General features: G+C 44.6%; 17 protein-coding genes and 1 pseudogene. 10 read left to right on the top strand and 8 right to left on the bottom strand.

Annotation, left to right across the window (positions count from 1 at the left end; translation table 11 throughout):
* Positions 1–56: 56 nt before the first annotated feature.
* Positions 57–899 (bottom strand): trypsin-like peptidase domain-containing protein, encoded by an 843-nt coding sequence (locus tag B9G69_RS09460; RefSeq protein WP_088615255.1) that lies wholly within the window; start codon positions 897–899, stop codon positions 57–59.
* 239 nt (positions 900–1,138) lie between these two features.
* Here B9G69_RS09460 and B9G69_RS09455 point away from each other — a divergent pair, with 239 nt between their 5' ends.
* A complete protein-coding gene (locus B9G69_RS09455; protein WP_088615254.1) occupies positions 1,139–1,618 on the top strand; it encodes a hypothetical protein in 480 nt (159 codons plus the stop codon).
* An 83-nt stretch (positions 1,619–1,701) separates the two neighbouring features.
* Here B9G69_RS09455 and B9G69_RS09450 read toward each other — a convergent pair.
* The 3 genes and pseudogenes from B9G69_RS09450 to B9G69_RS09440 all read right to left on the bottom strand — a co-directional run.
* Positions 1,702–2,541: pseudogene (locus tag B9G69_RS09450) on the bottom strand (IS3 family transposase); the annotation flags it as partial.
* A gap of 5 nt (positions 2,542–2,546) precedes the next feature.
* Positions 2,547–2,957 (bottom strand): helix-turn-helix domain-containing protein, encoded by a 411-nt coding sequence (locus B9G69_RS09445; RefSeq protein ID WP_141096914.1) that lies wholly within the window; start codon positions 2,955–2,957, stop codon positions 2,547–2,549.
* 150 nt (positions 2,958–3,107) lie between these two features.
* Positions 3,108–4,226 carry a DegT/DnrJ/EryC1/StrS family aminotransferase gene (locus tag B9G69_RS09440; RefSeq protein ID WP_088615253.1) on the bottom strand — a complete coding sequence of 373 codons (1,119 nt, stop codon included), beginning with the start codon at positions 4,224–4,226 and terminating at the stop codon, positions 3,108–3,110.
* Positions 4,227–4,471: 245 nt separating this feature from the next.
* On the opposite strand from B9G69_RS09440, the gene B9G69_RS09435 reads away from it, so the two are divergent.
* The gene (locus tag B9G69_RS09435; RefSeq protein WP_088615252.1) at positions 4,472–4,858 is read left to right on the top strand and encodes a septal ring lytic transglycosylase RlpA family protein; all 387 of its coding nucleotides are present in this window, start codon (positions 4,472–4,474) and stop codon (positions 4,856–4,858) included.
* 14 nt (positions 4,859–4,872) lie between these two features.
* On the opposite strand, the gene B9G69_RS09430 is transcribed toward B9G69_RS09435, so the two are convergent.
* On the bottom strand, positions 4,873–5,097 hold the full coding sequence (locus B9G69_RS09430; RefSeq protein ID WP_088615251.1) for a hypothetical protein: 225 nt from the start codon (positions 5,095–5,097) through the stop codon (positions 4,873–4,875).
* 226 nt (positions 5,098–5,323) lie between these two features.
* Between B9G69_RS09430 and B9G69_RS09425 the strand changes: the two genes are divergently transcribed.
* Both B9G69_RS09425 and B9G69_RS09420 read left to right on the top strand, forming a co-directional pair.
* On the top strand, positions 5,324–6,862 hold the full coding sequence (locus B9G69_RS09425) for a hypothetical protein (RefSeq protein ID WP_088615250.1): 1,539 nt from the start codon (positions 5,324–5,326) through the stop codon (positions 6,860–6,862).
* Between the two features lie 79 nt (positions 6,863–6,941).
* Positions 6,942–7,595 carry a thermonuclease family protein gene (locus B9G69_RS09420; RefSeq protein ID WP_141096913.1) on the top strand — a complete coding sequence of 218 codons (654 nt, stop codon included), beginning with the start codon at positions 6,942–6,944 and terminating at the stop codon, positions 7,593–7,595.
* Positions 7,596–7,673: 78 nt separating this feature from the next.
* Here the strand turns inward: B9G69_RS09420 and B9G69_RS09415 are convergent, their stop codons facing one another.
* On the bottom strand, positions 7,674–8,330 hold the full coding sequence (locus tag B9G69_RS09415) for a hypothetical protein (protein WP_088615248.1): 657 nt from the start codon (positions 8,328–8,330) through the stop codon (positions 7,674–7,676).
* Positions 8,330–9,241 carry a polysaccharide deacetylase family protein gene (locus B9G69_RS09410; RefSeq protein WP_088615247.1) on the bottom strand — a complete coding sequence of 304 codons (912 nt, stop codon included), beginning with the start codon at positions 9,239–9,241 and terminating at the stop codon, positions 8,330–8,332. The genes B9G69_RS09415 and B9G69_RS09410 overlap by 1 nt, the downstream gene beginning before the upstream one ends.
* 110 nt (positions 9,242–9,351) lie before the next feature.
* Between B9G69_RS09410 and B9G69_RS09405 the strand changes: the two genes are divergently transcribed.
* Positions 9,352–9,816, top strand: coding sequence for a hypothetical protein (locus B9G69_RS09405; protein ID WP_088615246.1), 465 nt, complete (start codon positions 9,352–9,354; stop codon positions 9,814–9,816).
* 3 nt (positions 9,817–9,819) lie between these two features.
* Here the strand turns inward: B9G69_RS09405 and B9G69_RS09400 are convergent, their stop codons facing one another.
* Positions 9,820–10,599, bottom strand: coding sequence for a TIGR02147 family protein (locus B9G69_RS09400; protein WP_141096912.1), 780 nt, complete (start codon positions 10,597–10,599; stop codon positions 9,820–9,822).
* A gap of 166 nt (positions 10,600–10,765) precedes the next feature.
* On the opposite strand from B9G69_RS09400, the gene B9G69_RS09395 reads away from it, so the two are divergent.
* The 5 genes from B9G69_RS09395 (at position 10,766) to B9G69_RS09375 (ending at position 15,199) form a co-directional block, all read left to right on the top strand.
* Positions 10,766–11,245 (top strand): hypothetical protein, encoded by a 480-nt coding sequence (locus tag B9G69_RS09395; protein WP_088615245.1) that lies wholly within the window; start codon positions 10,766–10,768, stop codon positions 11,243–11,245.
* A 380-nt stretch (positions 11,246–11,625) separates the two neighbouring features.
* The gene (locus B9G69_RS09390) at positions 11,626–12,582 is read left to right on the top strand and encodes a hypothetical protein (protein ID WP_088615244.1); all 957 of its coding nucleotides are present in this window, start codon (positions 11,626–11,628) and stop codon (positions 12,580–12,582) included.
* Between the two features lie 138 nt (positions 12,583–12,720).
* Positions 12,721–13,767 carry an SDR family NAD(P)-dependent oxidoreductase gene (locus B9G69_RS09385; protein ID WP_088615243.1) on the top strand — a complete coding sequence of 349 codons (1,047 nt, stop codon included), beginning with the start codon at positions 12,721–12,723 and terminating at the stop codon, positions 13,765–13,767.
* Between the two features lie 15 nt (positions 13,768–13,782).
* A complete protein-coding gene (locus B9G69_RS09380; protein WP_088615242.1) occupies positions 13,783–14,388 on the top strand; it encodes a paraquat-inducible protein A in 606 nt (201 codons plus the stop codon).
* A complete protein-coding gene (locus B9G69_RS09375; RefSeq protein WP_254916848.1) occupies positions 14,375–15,199 on the top strand; it encodes an MlaD family protein in 825 nt (274 codons plus the stop codon). Before B9G69_RS09380 ends, B9G69_RS09375 begins: the two co-directional genes overlap by 14 nt.
* Positions 15,200–15,235: the final 36 nt, after the last annotated feature.

The raw sequence follows: 15,235 nt of genomic DNA, 5'->3' as shown, positions 1-15,235 counted from the left end.
GTTCAACGAGGCGTACTTTAAGTACGCCAGTTGATGAGCCTTGAGCCCCAAGACCCTTAGTGGTGAAGCTGGCAACCAGGAACGTTTACATCGATCTCATTGTATTGGTTTAAACAAGAATACACCCAGTATGTTTGTTCACCATACGAATAACCGCGATAGGCAGTTTTCTTGCCGTTTTTATCAATTTCACACGGATTGTTCATTGTGCACATCTCACCAGAGTCACTACCCGTGTTGTTAACACCGATCACTGTGCGAGTGTCTTTCTGAATGATTGGAGAACCTGAAGTTCCGCCAATCACTTGGCAACCAGGGCGAGAGTAGCGGATGGAATCATCCCAAGTGAAACCAGCTTCTTCCAAGTGAGGAATAAAGGCTTCAATTTCGCAAGAGTAACCACGTTTCCAGTAACCGGAGATCACTTCAATCTGAGTTTTTTCTGTTGGACGTTGCGAAGAAAGTGTCAACGCGTTTACACCGTATTTAGATTTGATATCAGCATACGTCTCAGACAATTTGTAAATCGTCATATCAGTTTTAGTCATTGTCGAGTAAACGATCGTAGTTGCAGTCAAGCGACCTACGACTTCCATACTTGCGTTAAACAAGCGGAAAGAACGGCGGCTCGGCTTTCCATAAACATAAGTCCCTGGTTTAGGAAAACCTGTTTCCAAGCAGTGACCATTCGTCAGAACCAATGCATTATCAGTATCACGCGAGTTTTCCAAACGGATCACAGATCCTGAACAGTTGTCCAATCCAACAATCCCTTCGAAGTTGTATTGAGCCGTAAAGTTCGCAGGCAAAGATACCAATTGGTGCGAGTTTGGAAGCGGTAAAGCGTGCGCCGTTGAAGCGACTGTCATTACAGCTAGTAAAGAAATAATAAGATTCATGTGTCCCCCCCTAGGCCCAAAAGCCTATCCATAAGCCCCCGAAGTCACAACGGAAAGATCAGATACGCAGCGCATATATTAACGATTTCTTAAGCATCGTAAGAGGTCGATAACCCACCGCTACTTAAAAGATTTTGATGCTTTTCAAAGCCAGTTCTCCTAAAAGGTGCCAGGTCCTGTTTACGTAGGCGCTGCATATGTAAACGGGACCTGGCACCTTTTTTCCTTCGGAGGATCTTATGAAATTTATTATTGCTCTTATGCTTTTGGCCCCTGGCTTGGCTTCTGCTTATTATGGGGAAACTGTTTTGAACCGCACGATCAACCCTTATGTTCCGAAACAAGGTACTTTCACAAAGGACGCCCTTTGTTATATGGCTGAAGCAAACGCCTTCAGAGTTTTCGTTCCAGCTCATAAGGAGACCGTCTGTGAATCATATCGCTGGGACCACTCTGACTCCAAATATCCTAAAAAGATTTGTGTGAAGCCTAAAAGGGTTTCCTATCCGGCGAAGTACATCACTGCTTCTCGGGACTATGTTCAAGAGGTTTGTATTAAATGGAATCGCGATGACTCTACTCGCCCACGCTGTGTGAAATCTGTGGAACAAATTAAAAAGTATCCATTGGAATACACACAGTCGGTCTACGAAATGTCTGACTATCGCCACGAACGCCCACGATCTGTGAAAACTAAAACAATCGCAAACTGCAATTAATCGGTTTCCGATTCAGATTTAAAAAAAAAGCCGGGATCAATGATCTGTACCCTTAAAACTGTATAGATAAATAAAAAGGCTCTTTACGAAAAACCTCGGCACTCTGCCGGGGTTTTTCCTTTTAATCCCCAATGTGGGCGTTCGTTATTATAATAGTTTATAAAGCTATCGACCTCAGTTACCAACTCCGTATACGTTTTGCAACTTTGAAGTTCCAACTCGTCTTTCATGTGACCAAAAAAGCTTTCAATCGGAGCGTTGTCCAAACAATTTCCTTTCCGGGACATCGACTGCCTCACGCCGTAATTCTTGAGCAAATTCCTATATGGGCTGGATGTATAATGAAATCCTTGATCCGAGTGGATAGTCAGTTTCTTAAGCTTAGATTCAGGTAACCCTTTCAGTAAATTATTTAAGCCCTCCATCACCAACAAAAGGTTCGGTGATTTTGATACTTGGTAATGAACAATTTCGCGAGTTCCAAGATCTTTAACTGCTGAAAGATAAGCTTTACCAGCCCCATAGTTTAAATAGGTGATATCCGTCGAGTAAACCATGTCACTTTTTGCAGGACTAAATTTTCTATTCAAGTAATTGGAGCAAGACTTATGCTCTTTTGTGGCTGCTGGAAAGCTGTATTTATTTCTTCTACGAATCACCGCTTTCAGCTCATACTTTTTCATAACCCGTCGCACTTTTTTTAAGTTTAGAATCATCCAAAAGTGCCGCTGCAGTAGCATTTTAATAGTACGAGCACCGGCTTTACCTCTGCGACAATGAAAAATGCTTTGGATTAAATCTTCGTCTACATTATTTCTCTGAACAGCAGAGTGCTTTTTCCAATAATAATAACCACTGACGCTTACATTTGCTTGCAGACAAAGATCTTCAATAGATAATTCTGGTCGAATTAAATTTGCCTTGGAAACTAACGAGAATTTTTCTTTTTTAAGTAGGCTGCTTCCAAGGCGTTCAGCTTTTTTAGGAAATCATTCTCCGCTCTTAAATACGCGATTTCAGCCTCTAGAGACTTGAATTTCTTTCCTTTAGGTCGGCCCTTGGCTCCGGAGCCCCGCCGTTCAGCCTTGAGCCCTTGTTCGCCAGACTCTTTAAAAATTCTGTGCCAACGATCGACAGATTTTCGTGCATAGTTACTTTCAAACTGGGCTAAATCCACACCAGCTTTAGAAAAAATAGACTCGTAAGATTCACCATCAAGAAACTGCTTCACCGCTTTAATCTTAAATGCCGCAGTGTAAGTCACATTCTTGGCGGTAACCTTAAGTACATTGGGATTATCCTCCAGCTTCTTCCTTGCTGAATCGCTCAAAATTGCCATGATCTCTTCCTTTAAAAGAAAATACCCCAAATACGGGAAAAGGTCTTTTATTTCCTTCTCCAGTTTTTGGGGTACAGATCATCAAACCCGGCTTTTTCTTTTGTAACCCCGACATCCACTGATGACAGGGCTCTGAATTTAGAATGAATACTAGAAGCTCTTTTTAACGACGTCGACAACGTATTGAAGTTCTTCTGGCGTGATGTATGCGAAGCATGGAAGGTTCAATACAGCTTGAGAGATGTAGTGAGCGTTTCCATTGTCAATCTTACCTGCCAAGTGGCTTTGAGCGCCAGACTGCATGCTCATCGCACCTGGATAAATTGTGCCGTAACCTACGTTTGCTTTTTTCAAGTTCTCAATCAAAGCGGGACGAAGTTTTGGCTCAATCATCGCAACCGCACAGTAACCGTTTTCAGTCACAGTCGAAGCCGCGCGAACTGGTTTTAGTGGCAAGCCTTTCAAAGATTCTTCGTAAAACTTAACTGCGTTCATACGAGACTTGATACGAGCATCGATGTGTTTCAAAGACATGTTCAAGAATAATGACTCGTAAGCACCGATACGAGAATTCCAACCGATCATCCCGTGAGAGTAGTGATCTGTACGACCGTGATTAATCAATGTACGGCAATTTTTAGCATATGTATCGTTTGCTGTGAAAATCGCGCCAGCGTCACCAGAAGCACCCAAAACTTTTGCTGGGTAAAAGCTTGTCGTAGAAATTTCAGCCGTACCCAAAACAGATTGGCCAGAAATTTCTGTACCGAAACATTGAGCACCGTCTTCGATCAAAACAACGCCGTTGTCTTTTGCGAATTTTCTGATTTCCAAAGTCTCAGGAGTCACCCAACCATAAAGGTGAACCATGATAGCTGCTTTTGGTTTGAATTGCTCCACTGCTTTTTTGAAAGTCGCAAGATCCCAATGGCAGTATTCTTTATTCACATCCACAGTCACAGGGTTTGCACCCACGTTCACAACAGCTTCGAAAGTTGCCCAGAAAGTCATATCTGGAACTAGAACTTTATCGTTCTTTTCAACACCCACAGCGCGAAGTGCGATTTGAATGGCATCAGTTCCGTTTGCGCAACCGATAGCATGTTTAGATTTAGTGTAAGCAGCAAGATTTGCTTCCATCTCGCCGACGATAGGTCCACCAACAAATTGAGTCTTATCAAAAAGGTTGGCAACTCCCGCCAAAAACTCATCGCGGAAACCAGGTTCGAAACGGTTCAAAGTAATAAATGGAACTTGTTGAATGCTCATAAAGGCTCTCTCATTCAAGGTTAAGTTAAATACGATTCATTAATGATTTTCCGATAAGATTTTGATTTGTGCAATCAAGGGCGATGCGTTGCAGGGCACAAGCACTGTAGCTTTCCGAACACGATTGGTGCTTATAGACAACACTTGGGGTCTTTATCCTATGGTCCAGCAGCAAGATACATACTGTGGACCTTGCATATCAGAGGGAAAATCAAGTAGAAAGCCGAAAATGCCGAGGAGAAGGTATGCGCTTCAACGTACCCTTGATCACATTGCTATTAGTTCTGAGCATAGCTCTTCCAAGCTGTGCGACAGCGCTTCATGTTGGCAGTGTTAAGAAGGGTCAGGCTTCCTGGTATGGAGAAAGCCATCAAGGCAACCGCACTGCCAGTGGAGAAATCTTTGATTTAAATAAACTGACCGCAGCTCACAAAACCCTTCCTATGGGTTCGCAGGTTCGCGTGACAAGCTTGTCTTCGGGTCGCTCTGTCGTGGTTCGAATAAATGATCGTGGACCTTTTACGAAGGGTCGCATTTTGGATGTTTCGGAAGCCGCCGCGAAACAGTTAGGCTTTATAAAAAAAGGCACTGACCAGGTTCGCATGGAAGTTGTATCTATCCCCGGTCAGTAATTGGCTGCCCCGATCTATTTCAATGAAGTATCAACGCCTTTCAGGCAGGACACCTCAACAGTCAACGGATCAATGAATAAACCGACGTTATGTGGGTTATGGCCGATATTTACTAAAGCCATACACTGATCGATCAAATCGTTGATAAGTTGTGCATGAGCCGCTTTACATTCTGCAGGTGTTGGATTGGGATTGCCCGGGATCACCTCTTTGCAAATACGCCAGTTATCCGCACGCATTTTAGTGGCTCGAATTTTTAGCCACCATCTTGTACTTGTTCTAAAAAATAATAAGGCCTGAAAAAGACTGGAAGGGCCTGGCCATAGATCTAGAAATGACTACCTGACAGACACTGTCGAATAAACTAAACGCCGTCGAGAGGGTATTCGTTTTAAGCTGGTAACAATATTGCAAATGACAACTAATTGAATCGGTCGGATTTCACATGTTTCGGGGGATGACTGTATGAAAATGAGACTTCTTGGTTTAGCCATCGTGACTGCAACTCTGGTGACAGCCTTTCAAAACTGTGCGCCTCAAGCTCATTTTAGCGGCGTAGAAATCGCCAGCCAAAGTGGTGGTAATGCTGAAGCCAAAGTTATTCCGGATATGCTCTTAGAAACTAAGATGAATACCGCCATTGATTTTCAGGCGGACTCGTCTCGAGCACCCGTTGCTGATAAAATTTCATTTATCGCGGCCAATTCGGGTGCTGCCTTAAACGGAAAATTCGAAGTCACAGATAAAGCCACCTATAAATTTAAATACACTCCGAACTATGGTTTCCGCGGAAATGACAATGTGATTGTTGTCGTCACTGATAAAGACAGCGTGGCGATTCAGTTTACCGTTAAAGTGAGTGTGGGGAATGCTTTCCAGACATTCAAACCAGCATTGGCTGTTCGTGGTATGGGTTGTATCCAATGTCACGCACAAGTCGCGTCTAATATCGTGACAGACTTTGGTTATCAATCCAGCTACTTCATGGGTCAAGGTTCTCCAAGCCCCATGACTTGGACAAGTGGTGCGGTTTATGGCGATCACGGCAACAGCTTCAATACGATTGCGATGCCCGCTGATAAATCTGTGATAGTGCCGAAAGCGACACTGCCAGCAGCTATCGCTGCGGCGACGAACGTTTCAACTTTAGGTCAATATATTAAAAATCAACTCCTAGCTTCGACTTATTCTTCAACTGTTGGCGCTGCAGTTCAAGAAAAGAAAAGCGTGTACATCGGTGCTCCAACGGATGCGAATATCACCGCAGCCTTCCAGATGGCTGCATCTGAAAGAGTTAAATATTATAAAGATGGCTCAGACTCCGTGGCTTTATCGGGCCTGTTGGATCAAGGGACATTTTTCCAAAACAGTGGTGAACTTGCCTGCGAAGGTGACGTAGCCGTTCGCGGTCCGTTGTTACTAGATAACGTAACTATTAAATCTCGCACAGGGTGCCGCATTTATGTCGTGGGTTCTGTATTCATGTACGGCCCTATAAAATATAGCAACAGCGATGCGAATCGTAATTTGCAAATTACAAGCAGCAAGTCCATCAGCATGGGCCTTGGTAACGTAAAAAAGAATGGCAGCTATTGCAACACAACAGATAACTATGCAGTAAGCCCAGCAAGCTACGGTGTGAATTCCATCGTGAACCGTTACTCGACGTTCTGGACAGTTCCTGGGAACTTTGTCAGAGCCTCCACGAACCCAAAAGCCTTTGGCGATTCGGTGGTGGCAGAAGCAGCTTTGATCGAAGCTAAAAACGGTCCTCTGTACGATGCGGTTTGCCGTTCTGAAGGTCGCAGTGTGGAATACGAAAGAATTATTCTTAATGCACCACAGATTCACAGCCGTTACCAAGGTAATGTGTCAGGATCAGTTATCGCAGAGATCGCTATCATGAGTTTGAATACATTTAAGTTCACTTATGATTCTGTATTTGACTCTGTTCCTGTCTTCCCGTTCCTTGATAAAACCACTTATCTAGATATCCAAGACTAACTATTTGACAGTCACGCAATTTTTTCCAAGGGTGGAGTACCGATAGGCTCCCCCGGTGGGAATTGATACAAAGACTGTTATGAAATTAATCCGCCTGACCCTGTCGATCCTTTTATTTTTTCCTGCACTGGCTCTTGCCTATTCCCTGCAAGGAACCGTCATAAATGTTCACGATGGCGACACACTGACAATTCAGTCTGGCAGTGACCGCTATAAAGTACGTTTCTTAGGGGTAGACACTCCGGAAGTTGATTATTTCGGCAATACGCAAGGTGAAGTGGCAGATGTAGCCCGTGACTTTGTCGCCGGCCTGGTGCCCCCTGGAAGTCACGTCACAGTTGTTTACGACGACAATGGGCATGATAAACACAATCGAATCCTAGGACGCGTCATATACAATAACGTTGAAATCAACCGCGAGATTTTAAAAGAGGGCTGGGGATACATGTACTTTATCTATCCATTCGATAAAGGCCTTCTTGCTACGTACAGCGCCGACAGTAAGTTTGCGGTCGATAACCAAAGAGGTCTTTTTGCCTCTCGTTATGACAAAGTTTTAGCGCCCTACGACTTCAGAATGAAGTCTCGCAATTTAACGGGAACCAATTATGTGGGAGACACTGAAACAAAAGTTCTGTACTTCCCCGAAGATATAGAACAAATCCCCGTCTGGCGCCGAGTCTTTTTTTCGGATAAGAACATCGCCCTCAATAACGGTTACAAGTTCTTTTAAACTTCGGAACAAACTTTGAGCAAAAAAAAGCCATCCGGTTGGATGGCTTTTTTTATTTCCACTGAAAGGATCGCTACCCTATTCTTTAGGTCCGTAAGTTTCAGTTTTTTTGATCGTCTTAAAGGTTTTAGCATCTGACGACAACGACAGATCTTTAGAAGTGAAAACCTTTTTTTTCTTACCCAGACTTAGCTCCAAAGAATCCCATTTGAATTTAGATCCGCCTGCAAGAGCAAAGCTTGCAGCACCTTGCTTGTCTTGTTCAAGCGGAAGTTTCATTTTAATCATCGCCTTCGACGTGAAATCCAATGCCATCTTAACTGTTTTGTTGTTGTCGGCGTCAGCACATTGGACACGCAACTCCGTTTTTTCAATTTCGATTTGATCAAAAGACAAACAGCCCAACTCGCCCGCCGCCATCCAAATTTTAGAACTTCTTACGTACTCGTGCACGCGGGGCTTTTTGCCGTCACCTGATGTCCATTGAGACACGACAACCACATAATCTGGCAATGAGATCACTGCCATAATGTCCTCCGACACAAGATCATTTGGAAAACCCAAAGCTTCCTTACGACCTGTTTTCGCATCCACTTCCATAAACACACGGCGAGTGGGGTCCTCGACCAAAACGATGACCTTGTTATTCTGAAGGTTAGATGCTGCTTGAAGAACGGCAGCTTGCGCTTGAAAACCGATAAAGAACGTTACCAGAGTTTGCAAAAAAAGTTTCATTATTGGACTCCACCTTGGCCATGAGTTGTTTTATTAGAGGTACCAGTGTCGCAGACTGGTCCCACTTGATCAAGGATTCCAAGACGTTTATGACAAGAACGAATGCTACCCACCTGATCGGCCAAAGACAGTAAAGGTTCTGGCGCTTGCGTCTGAGAGTATTTAATAATTTCCGACTCGCTGACAAACTTGTGTCCAGAGTTATGAATGGATTCAATAATTGCCGGCAAGTTTTCCGCGGTCCACTTATGAATGTCGTGAGCTAGCACAATTCCCCCCTTGTGGAGGCAAATTTGCTCAAGAACGGAGTCAGGCAAGGCCTTGCGTTTAATTTTACTCCAATCCCAGGTATCGATATCCCAGTGAAATGGACGATACCCTGCACTCTTCACTTGGCGCATGACCTTGTCTGCCATATTTTGATTTGTGGAGTCTTGCTCTTGAAACCAGCCACTTCCATAGGGAAAGCGAAAAGGAACGGGCTTCGGCAAATTCAACTTATCCATGATCATAAATGACTTACGCAAATTCTCCTGGATAGAAGCTTCAGAATTTTCTTTTAGATTCGCATGCTCAATATGATCGAAAGAGTGAGAGCCAATCGTATGGCCTTCCTTTTTCATTCGTTCAATTAAGTCCAACAACTTTTTCGTGTTTTCGTTGGGAGGCCTCTTTAAAAGGGAACTTAAACGACTGGTAGAAATCAAGAAAGTCGCTTTGATGTGATTCTTTTTTAGAATATCTAATATTTGTGCGGTCTCTGGAAGTTTGGGTCCATCATCAAAAGATAAATGAACAGGATAGGTACCCCCGCCAGAGCAGACCTGCTTCTTAACAGGAACTTCAACTTCGGCCCGGCTTACAAACGGTAACGACAACAGAATCAGGGAAAGTAAAAACTGTGACCTCATATACTACATTGGAGCATCTTCGCCGTTGAACACCAAATATGTTTTCTATGCACTGGACTAAGTGAGCGAAATTTTCGGTGCTACTAATTTTGTAACCAAAGGAGCTTTTAATGTTTAAACAAACTGTTCTTACAGTGGTTAGCGTATTCGCGTTTTCTCAGTTCGCTTCCGCCGCCTGCGGAGACATGAGTAAAAGAGAATTCAAGGGCGACCAGGCCGTAACCCTTGGTTACCTTTTAAAAAACTCTAGCATCGCCAAAAAGACCTTTAACGGAGACGACACCACCTGGACGATTGACGAACTCCACTGCGTACAAACAAATCGCGGCGTGCTGCCAGATTTGATGCCGGCATATTCATGCACTCCCCCAACCGGTGTGGGACCGATCACGGCGAAATCGCTGTTTGATGCCATGTCAGAAATGGGTGTGATGCCAGACGGAACGACGGGGCACGTTCACGAGACTGCCAAAGAGATGAAATGTACGATTAATAAAAACGGAACTGGTGGCACGGACGTGAATCCCACGTGCTCTATGGTCGCAGCTTGGGGCGACGAATGCGGTGGGACTTAACAGTTAGGTTTTGTTTTTCTTTTTATTATGCGGAAGCTGAGGATCGCGACAAGCCTCTTCAGCTTCCGCGTCGCCGTCAGCCGCATTGATCATATTGAATAAAGAATTTTGAAAGCACACCAGCGCATCGGCATCTTCACAATCATACTCAGCAATGAACTCTTTTTGGAAAGCGCGAAGCTTCAGGATAGCTTCCTGCATACGCTCCGACTTCATACGTAGGAAGGTCGCTGAATATTGGCGTTGTTCTTTAGGAACGATGTCGTAGGATCGCTCTAGAATTTTCACCACTTCCAAATGCATAGCCTTTGGATCTGGTTTATCAGGAGTTCTGGCCTCCAAGGCCGTCAGGTCCTCTGAAGTCATCCCTAGGATGGGTGATAAAGCTTTAGCTAAGTCTTCACGGGTATCGAATCTCTGAAGCTTATGACCCTCATTCAAAACAAAGCGTGCAATGGCGCTGTTCTTTTCACCCTGGATTTGATTCAAAACCATGATTCGCAGATGACTGCTATCGATGGATTTCTCGTACTTTACCAAGTTGGCAAAATGTTCTTTTTCTTGAGCGTCGAAAGCGAAATATTCAGAGATGGACTCTGCAAGCTTGTCACCAATATGACGTTTGCGGTTTAAGATCATCGACAAAGCAGAGGGATGAGAGAGCCCCAGCTGACGGGTCCACACCGTCAAACTCCAACCGACTTTATTTTGGCTCTTCCAGGCATTATAGTCTGCCAGAAACTGCCTATAGTCTTTGTACTTAAGGATTTCAGCCTTTGTCATATGGGGCTTATATATACCTTAAAAATCGAGGACTTCCCCATTTTTGGAGGGCTTTCACAAACCTTGTGAAAGGTTTTCCGGGACCGTCTCTTGTTTGGTCACCCCTTTTATGGGAAAACTATCGCCCATAACCCTACCTCTTCTTACCTCTTTAAGGAGGCATTCGATGAAGCTGATCTTATCTATATTGCTTATGGCGCCGGTATTCGCCTCCGCTGCGACTGAGATCATTTATAATCGCTCTGCCAACCCGTATATCCCTGAAAAAGGCGCTATCACTCGCGACCGCTTGTGCGTGGATGAGCAAAATAACGCCCTTCAGGTCCACGTTCCACCAAGTGAGTCTGAGAGCTGTGAAACTGTCAAAACCGACTACAGCCGCACGGGTATGCCTATTAAAGTGTGCGTGGGTCGCAAATCGGTGAAGGTCCCAGCAATGACTTTGACTGCTCCTTTGAATGTTAAAAAAGAAGTTTGTGTTCAATGGAACCGCAACGATTCCTCTCGTCCAACATGTGTGAAAACGGAGGTTCAAGAGGTTCAACTTGATGACTCTTATACGCAGTATTCTTACGACCCGTCGGACTACCGTAAAGAGCGTCCGTACTCTGTAGAAAACAAACGCCTTGAACTTTGCGATAAATAAGATTTAGAAAAATTCATATCACTCTAAGGCACTGAGGAAACTCAGTGCCTTTTTTTTCGAAAAGACGAGGCAGATATGCATTCAACTCAGTTTCGCCTGTCATATTACCGTATGTGCACGACCTCGTCGTTTTGTTTTGAGAATTTATTTTTGACCTCAATCCTCAGTTCCCCCGGGCAAAAACTGCCAATGTAGAAACAAATTGGAAAAATAAAAAACAGTTCCCTCATCAGTTCTTGATTTCTGTGAACGAAGTTTACAAAAACAATTTTGGTTTTCGTCGCGGCTTTTTACAGGACCTTTTTGTGGGGGCTCCCCCCATTTTTATTTTTAGCAAGACCAACTATTCTGGTTCAGGAATTAACTAAACCGGAGGAAACATGAAACTAATAACTTCGTTGCTTGCACTGACAGTGACAACTAGCTTGATCGGCTGTGGCAGCAACTTCCAATCTGCAGAACGTTCCTCTACCGACACTTCTTCATCTCAAAGTATTGAGACATCTGAACCTAAGATGGCATCCCAAACGATGGTGAGCGAATTAAGCACACAATTGAAAGCTCAATCTGCTGGTAAATTGTCATCCACACAAATTGCCGCGATCGTAGCCAGCGCGCAAGCAGCGTTAGAAACGGCAAACCTTGGCAAGAGTAATAACTTGTCAGCGATCATTCCTGTCCTTATTCAAGGTGCAACAACAGGTGTTGGGACTTTGAATATTGCCGACCTTGTCAGCAAATCAAACATCCTTGCTTTGATCGGCGATAGTACTTTGAATTCTTTGGTAAACCTGTCTGAGGACGAAGTTTCTACAGAACTTATTCAAAAAGTAACATCTGCATTGTTCTCGAATCTTAAACTTGCAGGGGTTGGCTCCAGCAGCCAAGCCACGGCCGCAAATACGATCATCCAAGCTCTTCTTGGTAAATTGAGTGGTAAAGACTTTGATGTCAGTTCTCTTGCGACTGTTGTAGAAAGCCTTGCTAAAGGTTCTGTACTGGGTCTTGGAAACTTGGGCAATACGTCTTCGGCATTGCAAACAATCCTTAGCAGCTTAGGCTCAGGTTCATTGCCCGGATTGAATCAGTTGATCTCTAAATTGGGCTCGTCCAATAATGCATCAACAACATTGCAAAGTCTTATTACTGCATTCACTTCTGGCTCAAACTCGGGCTTAAGTTCTTTGTTGGGTGGCGCTAGCTCTTCAACTTTGAAACAGACACTCTTGTCGAGCCTCCTTGCAGGTATTAAAGTAGCGGGTGCGACCTCACCGACGGCCTCTGTAGTAACTACGATAGTTGGCTCTTTATTGGGCAATTTGCTTAATAAGATTTAATTCTAAAAAACTATAAACTGTTAAACAACAATGAACCCCTGCTTCTTTTGAAGCGGGGGTTTTGCATTCTTGCACTGGATCTGCGGATCACCTTATCCTTCCCTTAGACTGAAATCAGTCAAAGGAAGAGAGGTTTCTATGAATTCACTCACCCGATCACTCTTCAAGCGCGTTGGACTTGGCCTCCTGGGCGGAATCACTTACTCCCTGATTCGTGATCAACTTCGATATCGTTCTCTGAAAAACTCAGTGGTAGTTATCTCTGGTGGCTCCCGAGGGCTGGGTCTGCTCTTAGGTAAGGAATTTGCTCAGCAAGGTGCATCGGTCGCCCTTTTGGCACGAGACACGGAAGAACTGGCTCGGGCTAAAAAAATAATCGAATTAGCAGTTCCGACCGCTGAAGTCTTAGTTCTTGAATGCGACTGCACGAAGCCCCACCAGGTCGATCAAGCCATCGGCGATATTATGAAAACATTTGGACAGATTGATGTCGTCGTCAACAACGCTGGCATCATTTCGACAGCACCTTTCGAGAATGCTTCCAAAAAAGATTTTGAAGATTCATTGGATATTCACTTTTGGGCTCCGTTTTACGTCAACAGAGCTTGCCTTCCGCATTTGAAAGCGGGCGCTCGCATCGTGAATATTTCGTCAATCGGTGGAATGGTTCCGGTTCCCCATCACGCGGCCTATTGCACCGGCAAATACGCCTTACGAGGATACTCACAAAGTCTGCGTCTCGCACTCATGAAACAGGGAATCTATGTTACCACAGTGTGCCCAGGACTTATGCGAACAGGTTCTGCTCGCAATGCCAAAGTGAAAGGGCAATTCAAAAAAGAACATGCATGGTTTTCACTGATGGCATCGGCCCCCTTGATCACGATCAATGCCGAGAAAGCTGCCAGACGCATCGTCTCTGCGACAAAAACTGGTCAAGCTGAAATTTCAGTGACACTGATGTCGCGAGTGGCTGCTATATTCAATACGCATTTTCCAGGAATCTATGCCGATATTGGCTCCGTGGCAAACTTGCTGCTGCCAAATCCGACAGAGGATTCCCGTACAACATTGGATGGCAAAAATGCCGAATCCTTTATTAGCCCTTCATTCCTAACAACCTTAGGTGATGAAGCCGCGGAGAAAAATAATGAGATTCCTCCACAGACCGACCAGTTACATTAATGCGAGATTGAAAGAATGAGTTCGGTATCACAAGATCATTGTAAGATTTGCGGAGCTCCCCTTGGTGACGAGGGGACTGCTCGTTTTGTCGTTTGCGAAAAATGTGGAACCATCAATCAAGTTGCAAAAAATGCGTCCGCGCATGTCAGCCTTGCCTGTTCGTTGACGGCCCTGATTTTGTATCTTCCCGCCAACATGCTTCCTTTCATGACTCTTGAAGTGTATGGCAATAAAAACACCGCCACTATCTGGGGAGGCATTGTGACCCTCAGTGAAGGCGGTGCTTGGGGAATTGCCATGGTTGTTTTCCTTGCAAGCATTGTCGTTCCCGTCGTCAAGCTAATCATCTTATTTTACTTAGGGCTCACCGCGAATACTTCTGGCCAAGAGAGATTTAAGACTCGTCTTTATAATTTTGTCGAAGCTATTGGTCGCTGGTCGATGCTGGATATATTCCTGCTTGCGGTTTTGGTTGCGATTATGAAAATGGGTCCTTGGGCTCATGCGGAACCAGGCGCTGGTGCATGGATGTTTGCGCTGGTCGTGATTTTTACAATGCTGTCTTCAGCTTACTTTGATCCTTCAACAATATGGAAAAACTCCCAAGATGAAAAACTTTAAAGCTACGTGGTTTATTTGGATATTTCCTCTGTTCGCAGCTGGAATTGCCGGGTATCTTCTTTATGAATATTTTGAGCAGAGAGGCCCCGAGATCATTATCACTTTTGACGAAGGCTCACGCATTCGACCTGACAAGACAGAAATTCGCTTTCGCGGAGTTAAAGTCGGAGTCGTTACCAGCCTAAGAATTGCCGACGACAAAAAGAATGTCGAAGTGCACGCTCGTCTGGAAAAGCATGCATCTGACTTTGCAAATGAGGGAACTAAATATTGGCTGGAAAGCCCTCGTATCAGTTTCGAAGAAATTCGCGGACTGGATACCTTGGTGGAAGGCAGTTATATCTCGGCTGTGCCTGGCAAGGGCGATAAAACCAAAAACTTCACCGGCCGCGTGGGAACAGATTTAAAAAACCCTCTAGAAGACACTGCCCTCTTTAAACTGGAAACGAGGAGCTTAGATTCCGTCAGTGATGGCGATACTTTATTTTATCGTGGGATGAGCGTCGGTACCGTCACGAAAGTGACCCTTTCGAAAACGGCCCAAACAATCAGTGTGCAAATTCGAGTGCCCTGGGAATACGCGCGGCTCGTGCGCACTAACACTGTTTTCTGGCGTAAAGCAGGATTTCAAGCAAAGCTGGGACTGTTTGATTCTTTCGTAAAAATGAATTCTGTGGATGCGCTTTTACGCGGAGGTATTGAGTTCGCTACACCGACAAATGCCGGCGAGAAAGCCAAAGCAGGAACCACTTTCGCGTTAGTCTCTGAAGCTCCCAAAGACCTAGATAAATGGAATCCTGTGCTTGAATAGGGTATCCATAGAACGTCGATGGCGCGCCAAATAACA

Origin of the sequence: Bdellovibrio sp. SKB1291214 (assembly GCF_002209355.2) — a bacterium.
GTDB lineage: Bacteria > Bdellovibrionota > Bdellovibrionia > Bdellovibrionales > Bdellovibrionaceae > Bdellovibrio.
Note: the sequence above shows the minus strand (reverse complement) of the source record. Positions and strands in the feature narration are given on the sequence as shown.

What these genes read in the sequence shown, in the direction of transcription:
- B9G69_RS09460 (WP_088615255.1), bottom strand. Translation starts at nt 899, where the DNA reads ATGAATCTTATTATTTCTTTACTAGCTGTAATGACAGTCGCTTCAACG.
- B9G69_RS09455 (WP_088615254.1), top strand. Translation starts at nt 1,139, where the DNA reads ATGAAATTTATTATTGCTCTTATGCTTTTGGCCCCTGGCTTGGCTTCT.
- B9G69_RS09445 (WP_141096914.1), bottom strand. Translation starts at nt 2,957, where the DNA reads ATGGCAATTTTGAGCGATTCAGCAAGGAAGAAGCTGGAGGATAATCCC.
- B9G69_RS09440 (WP_088615253.1), bottom strand. Translation starts at nt 4,226, where the DNA reads ATGAGCATTCAACAAGTTCCATTTATTACTTTGAACCGTTTCGAACCT.
- B9G69_RS09435 (WP_088615252.1), top strand. Translation starts at nt 4,472, where the DNA reads ATGCGCTTCAACGTACCCTTGATCACATTGCTATTAGTTCTGAGCATA.
- B9G69_RS09430 (WP_088615251.1), bottom strand. Translation starts at nt 5,097, where the DNA reads ATGCGTGCGGATAACTGGCGTATTTGCAAAGAGGTGATCCCGGGCAAT.
- B9G69_RS09425 (WP_088615250.1), top strand. Translation starts at nt 5,324, where the DNA reads ATGAAAATGAGACTTCTTGGTTTAGCCATCGTGACTGCAACTCTGGTG.
- B9G69_RS09420 (WP_141096913.1), top strand. Translation starts at nt 6,942, where the DNA reads ATGAAATTAATCCGCCTGACCCTGTCGATCCTTTTATTTTTTCCTGCA.
- B9G69_RS09415 (WP_088615248.1), bottom strand. Translation starts at nt 8,330, where the DNA reads ATGAAACTTTTTTTGCAAACTCTGGTAACGTTCTTTATCGGTTTTCAA.
- B9G69_RS09410 (WP_088615247.1), bottom strand. Translation starts at nt 9,241, where the DNA reads ATGAGGTCACAGTTTTTACTTTCCCTGATTCTGTTGTCGTTACCGTTT.
- B9G69_RS09405 (WP_088615246.1), top strand. Translation starts at nt 9,352, where the DNA reads ATGTTTAAACAAACTGTTCTTACAGTGGTTAGCGTATTCGCGTTTTCT.
- B9G69_RS09400 (WP_141096912.1), bottom strand. Translation starts at nt 10,599, where the DNA reads ATGACAAAGGCTGAAATCCTTAAGTACAAAGACTATAGGCAGTTTCTG.
- B9G69_RS09395 (WP_088615245.1), top strand. Translation starts at nt 10,766, where the DNA reads ATGAAGCTGATCTTATCTATATTGCTTATGGCGCCGGTATTCGCCTCC.
- B9G69_RS09390 (WP_088615244.1), top strand. Translation starts at nt 11,626, where the DNA reads ATGAAACTAATAACTTCGTTGCTTGCACTGACAGTGACAACTAGCTTG.
- B9G69_RS09385 (WP_088615243.1), top strand. Translation starts at nt 12,721, where the DNA reads ATGAATTCACTCACCCGATCACTCTTCAAGCGCGTTGGACTTGGCCTC.
- B9G69_RS09380 (WP_088615242.1), top strand. Translation starts at nt 13,783, where the DNA reads ATGAGTTCGGTATCACAAGATCATTGTAAGATTTGCGGAGCTCCCCTT.
- B9G69_RS09375 (WP_254916848.1), top strand. Translation starts at nt 14,375, where the DNA reads ATGAAAAACTTTAAAGCTACGTGGTTTATTTGGATATTTCCTCTGTTC.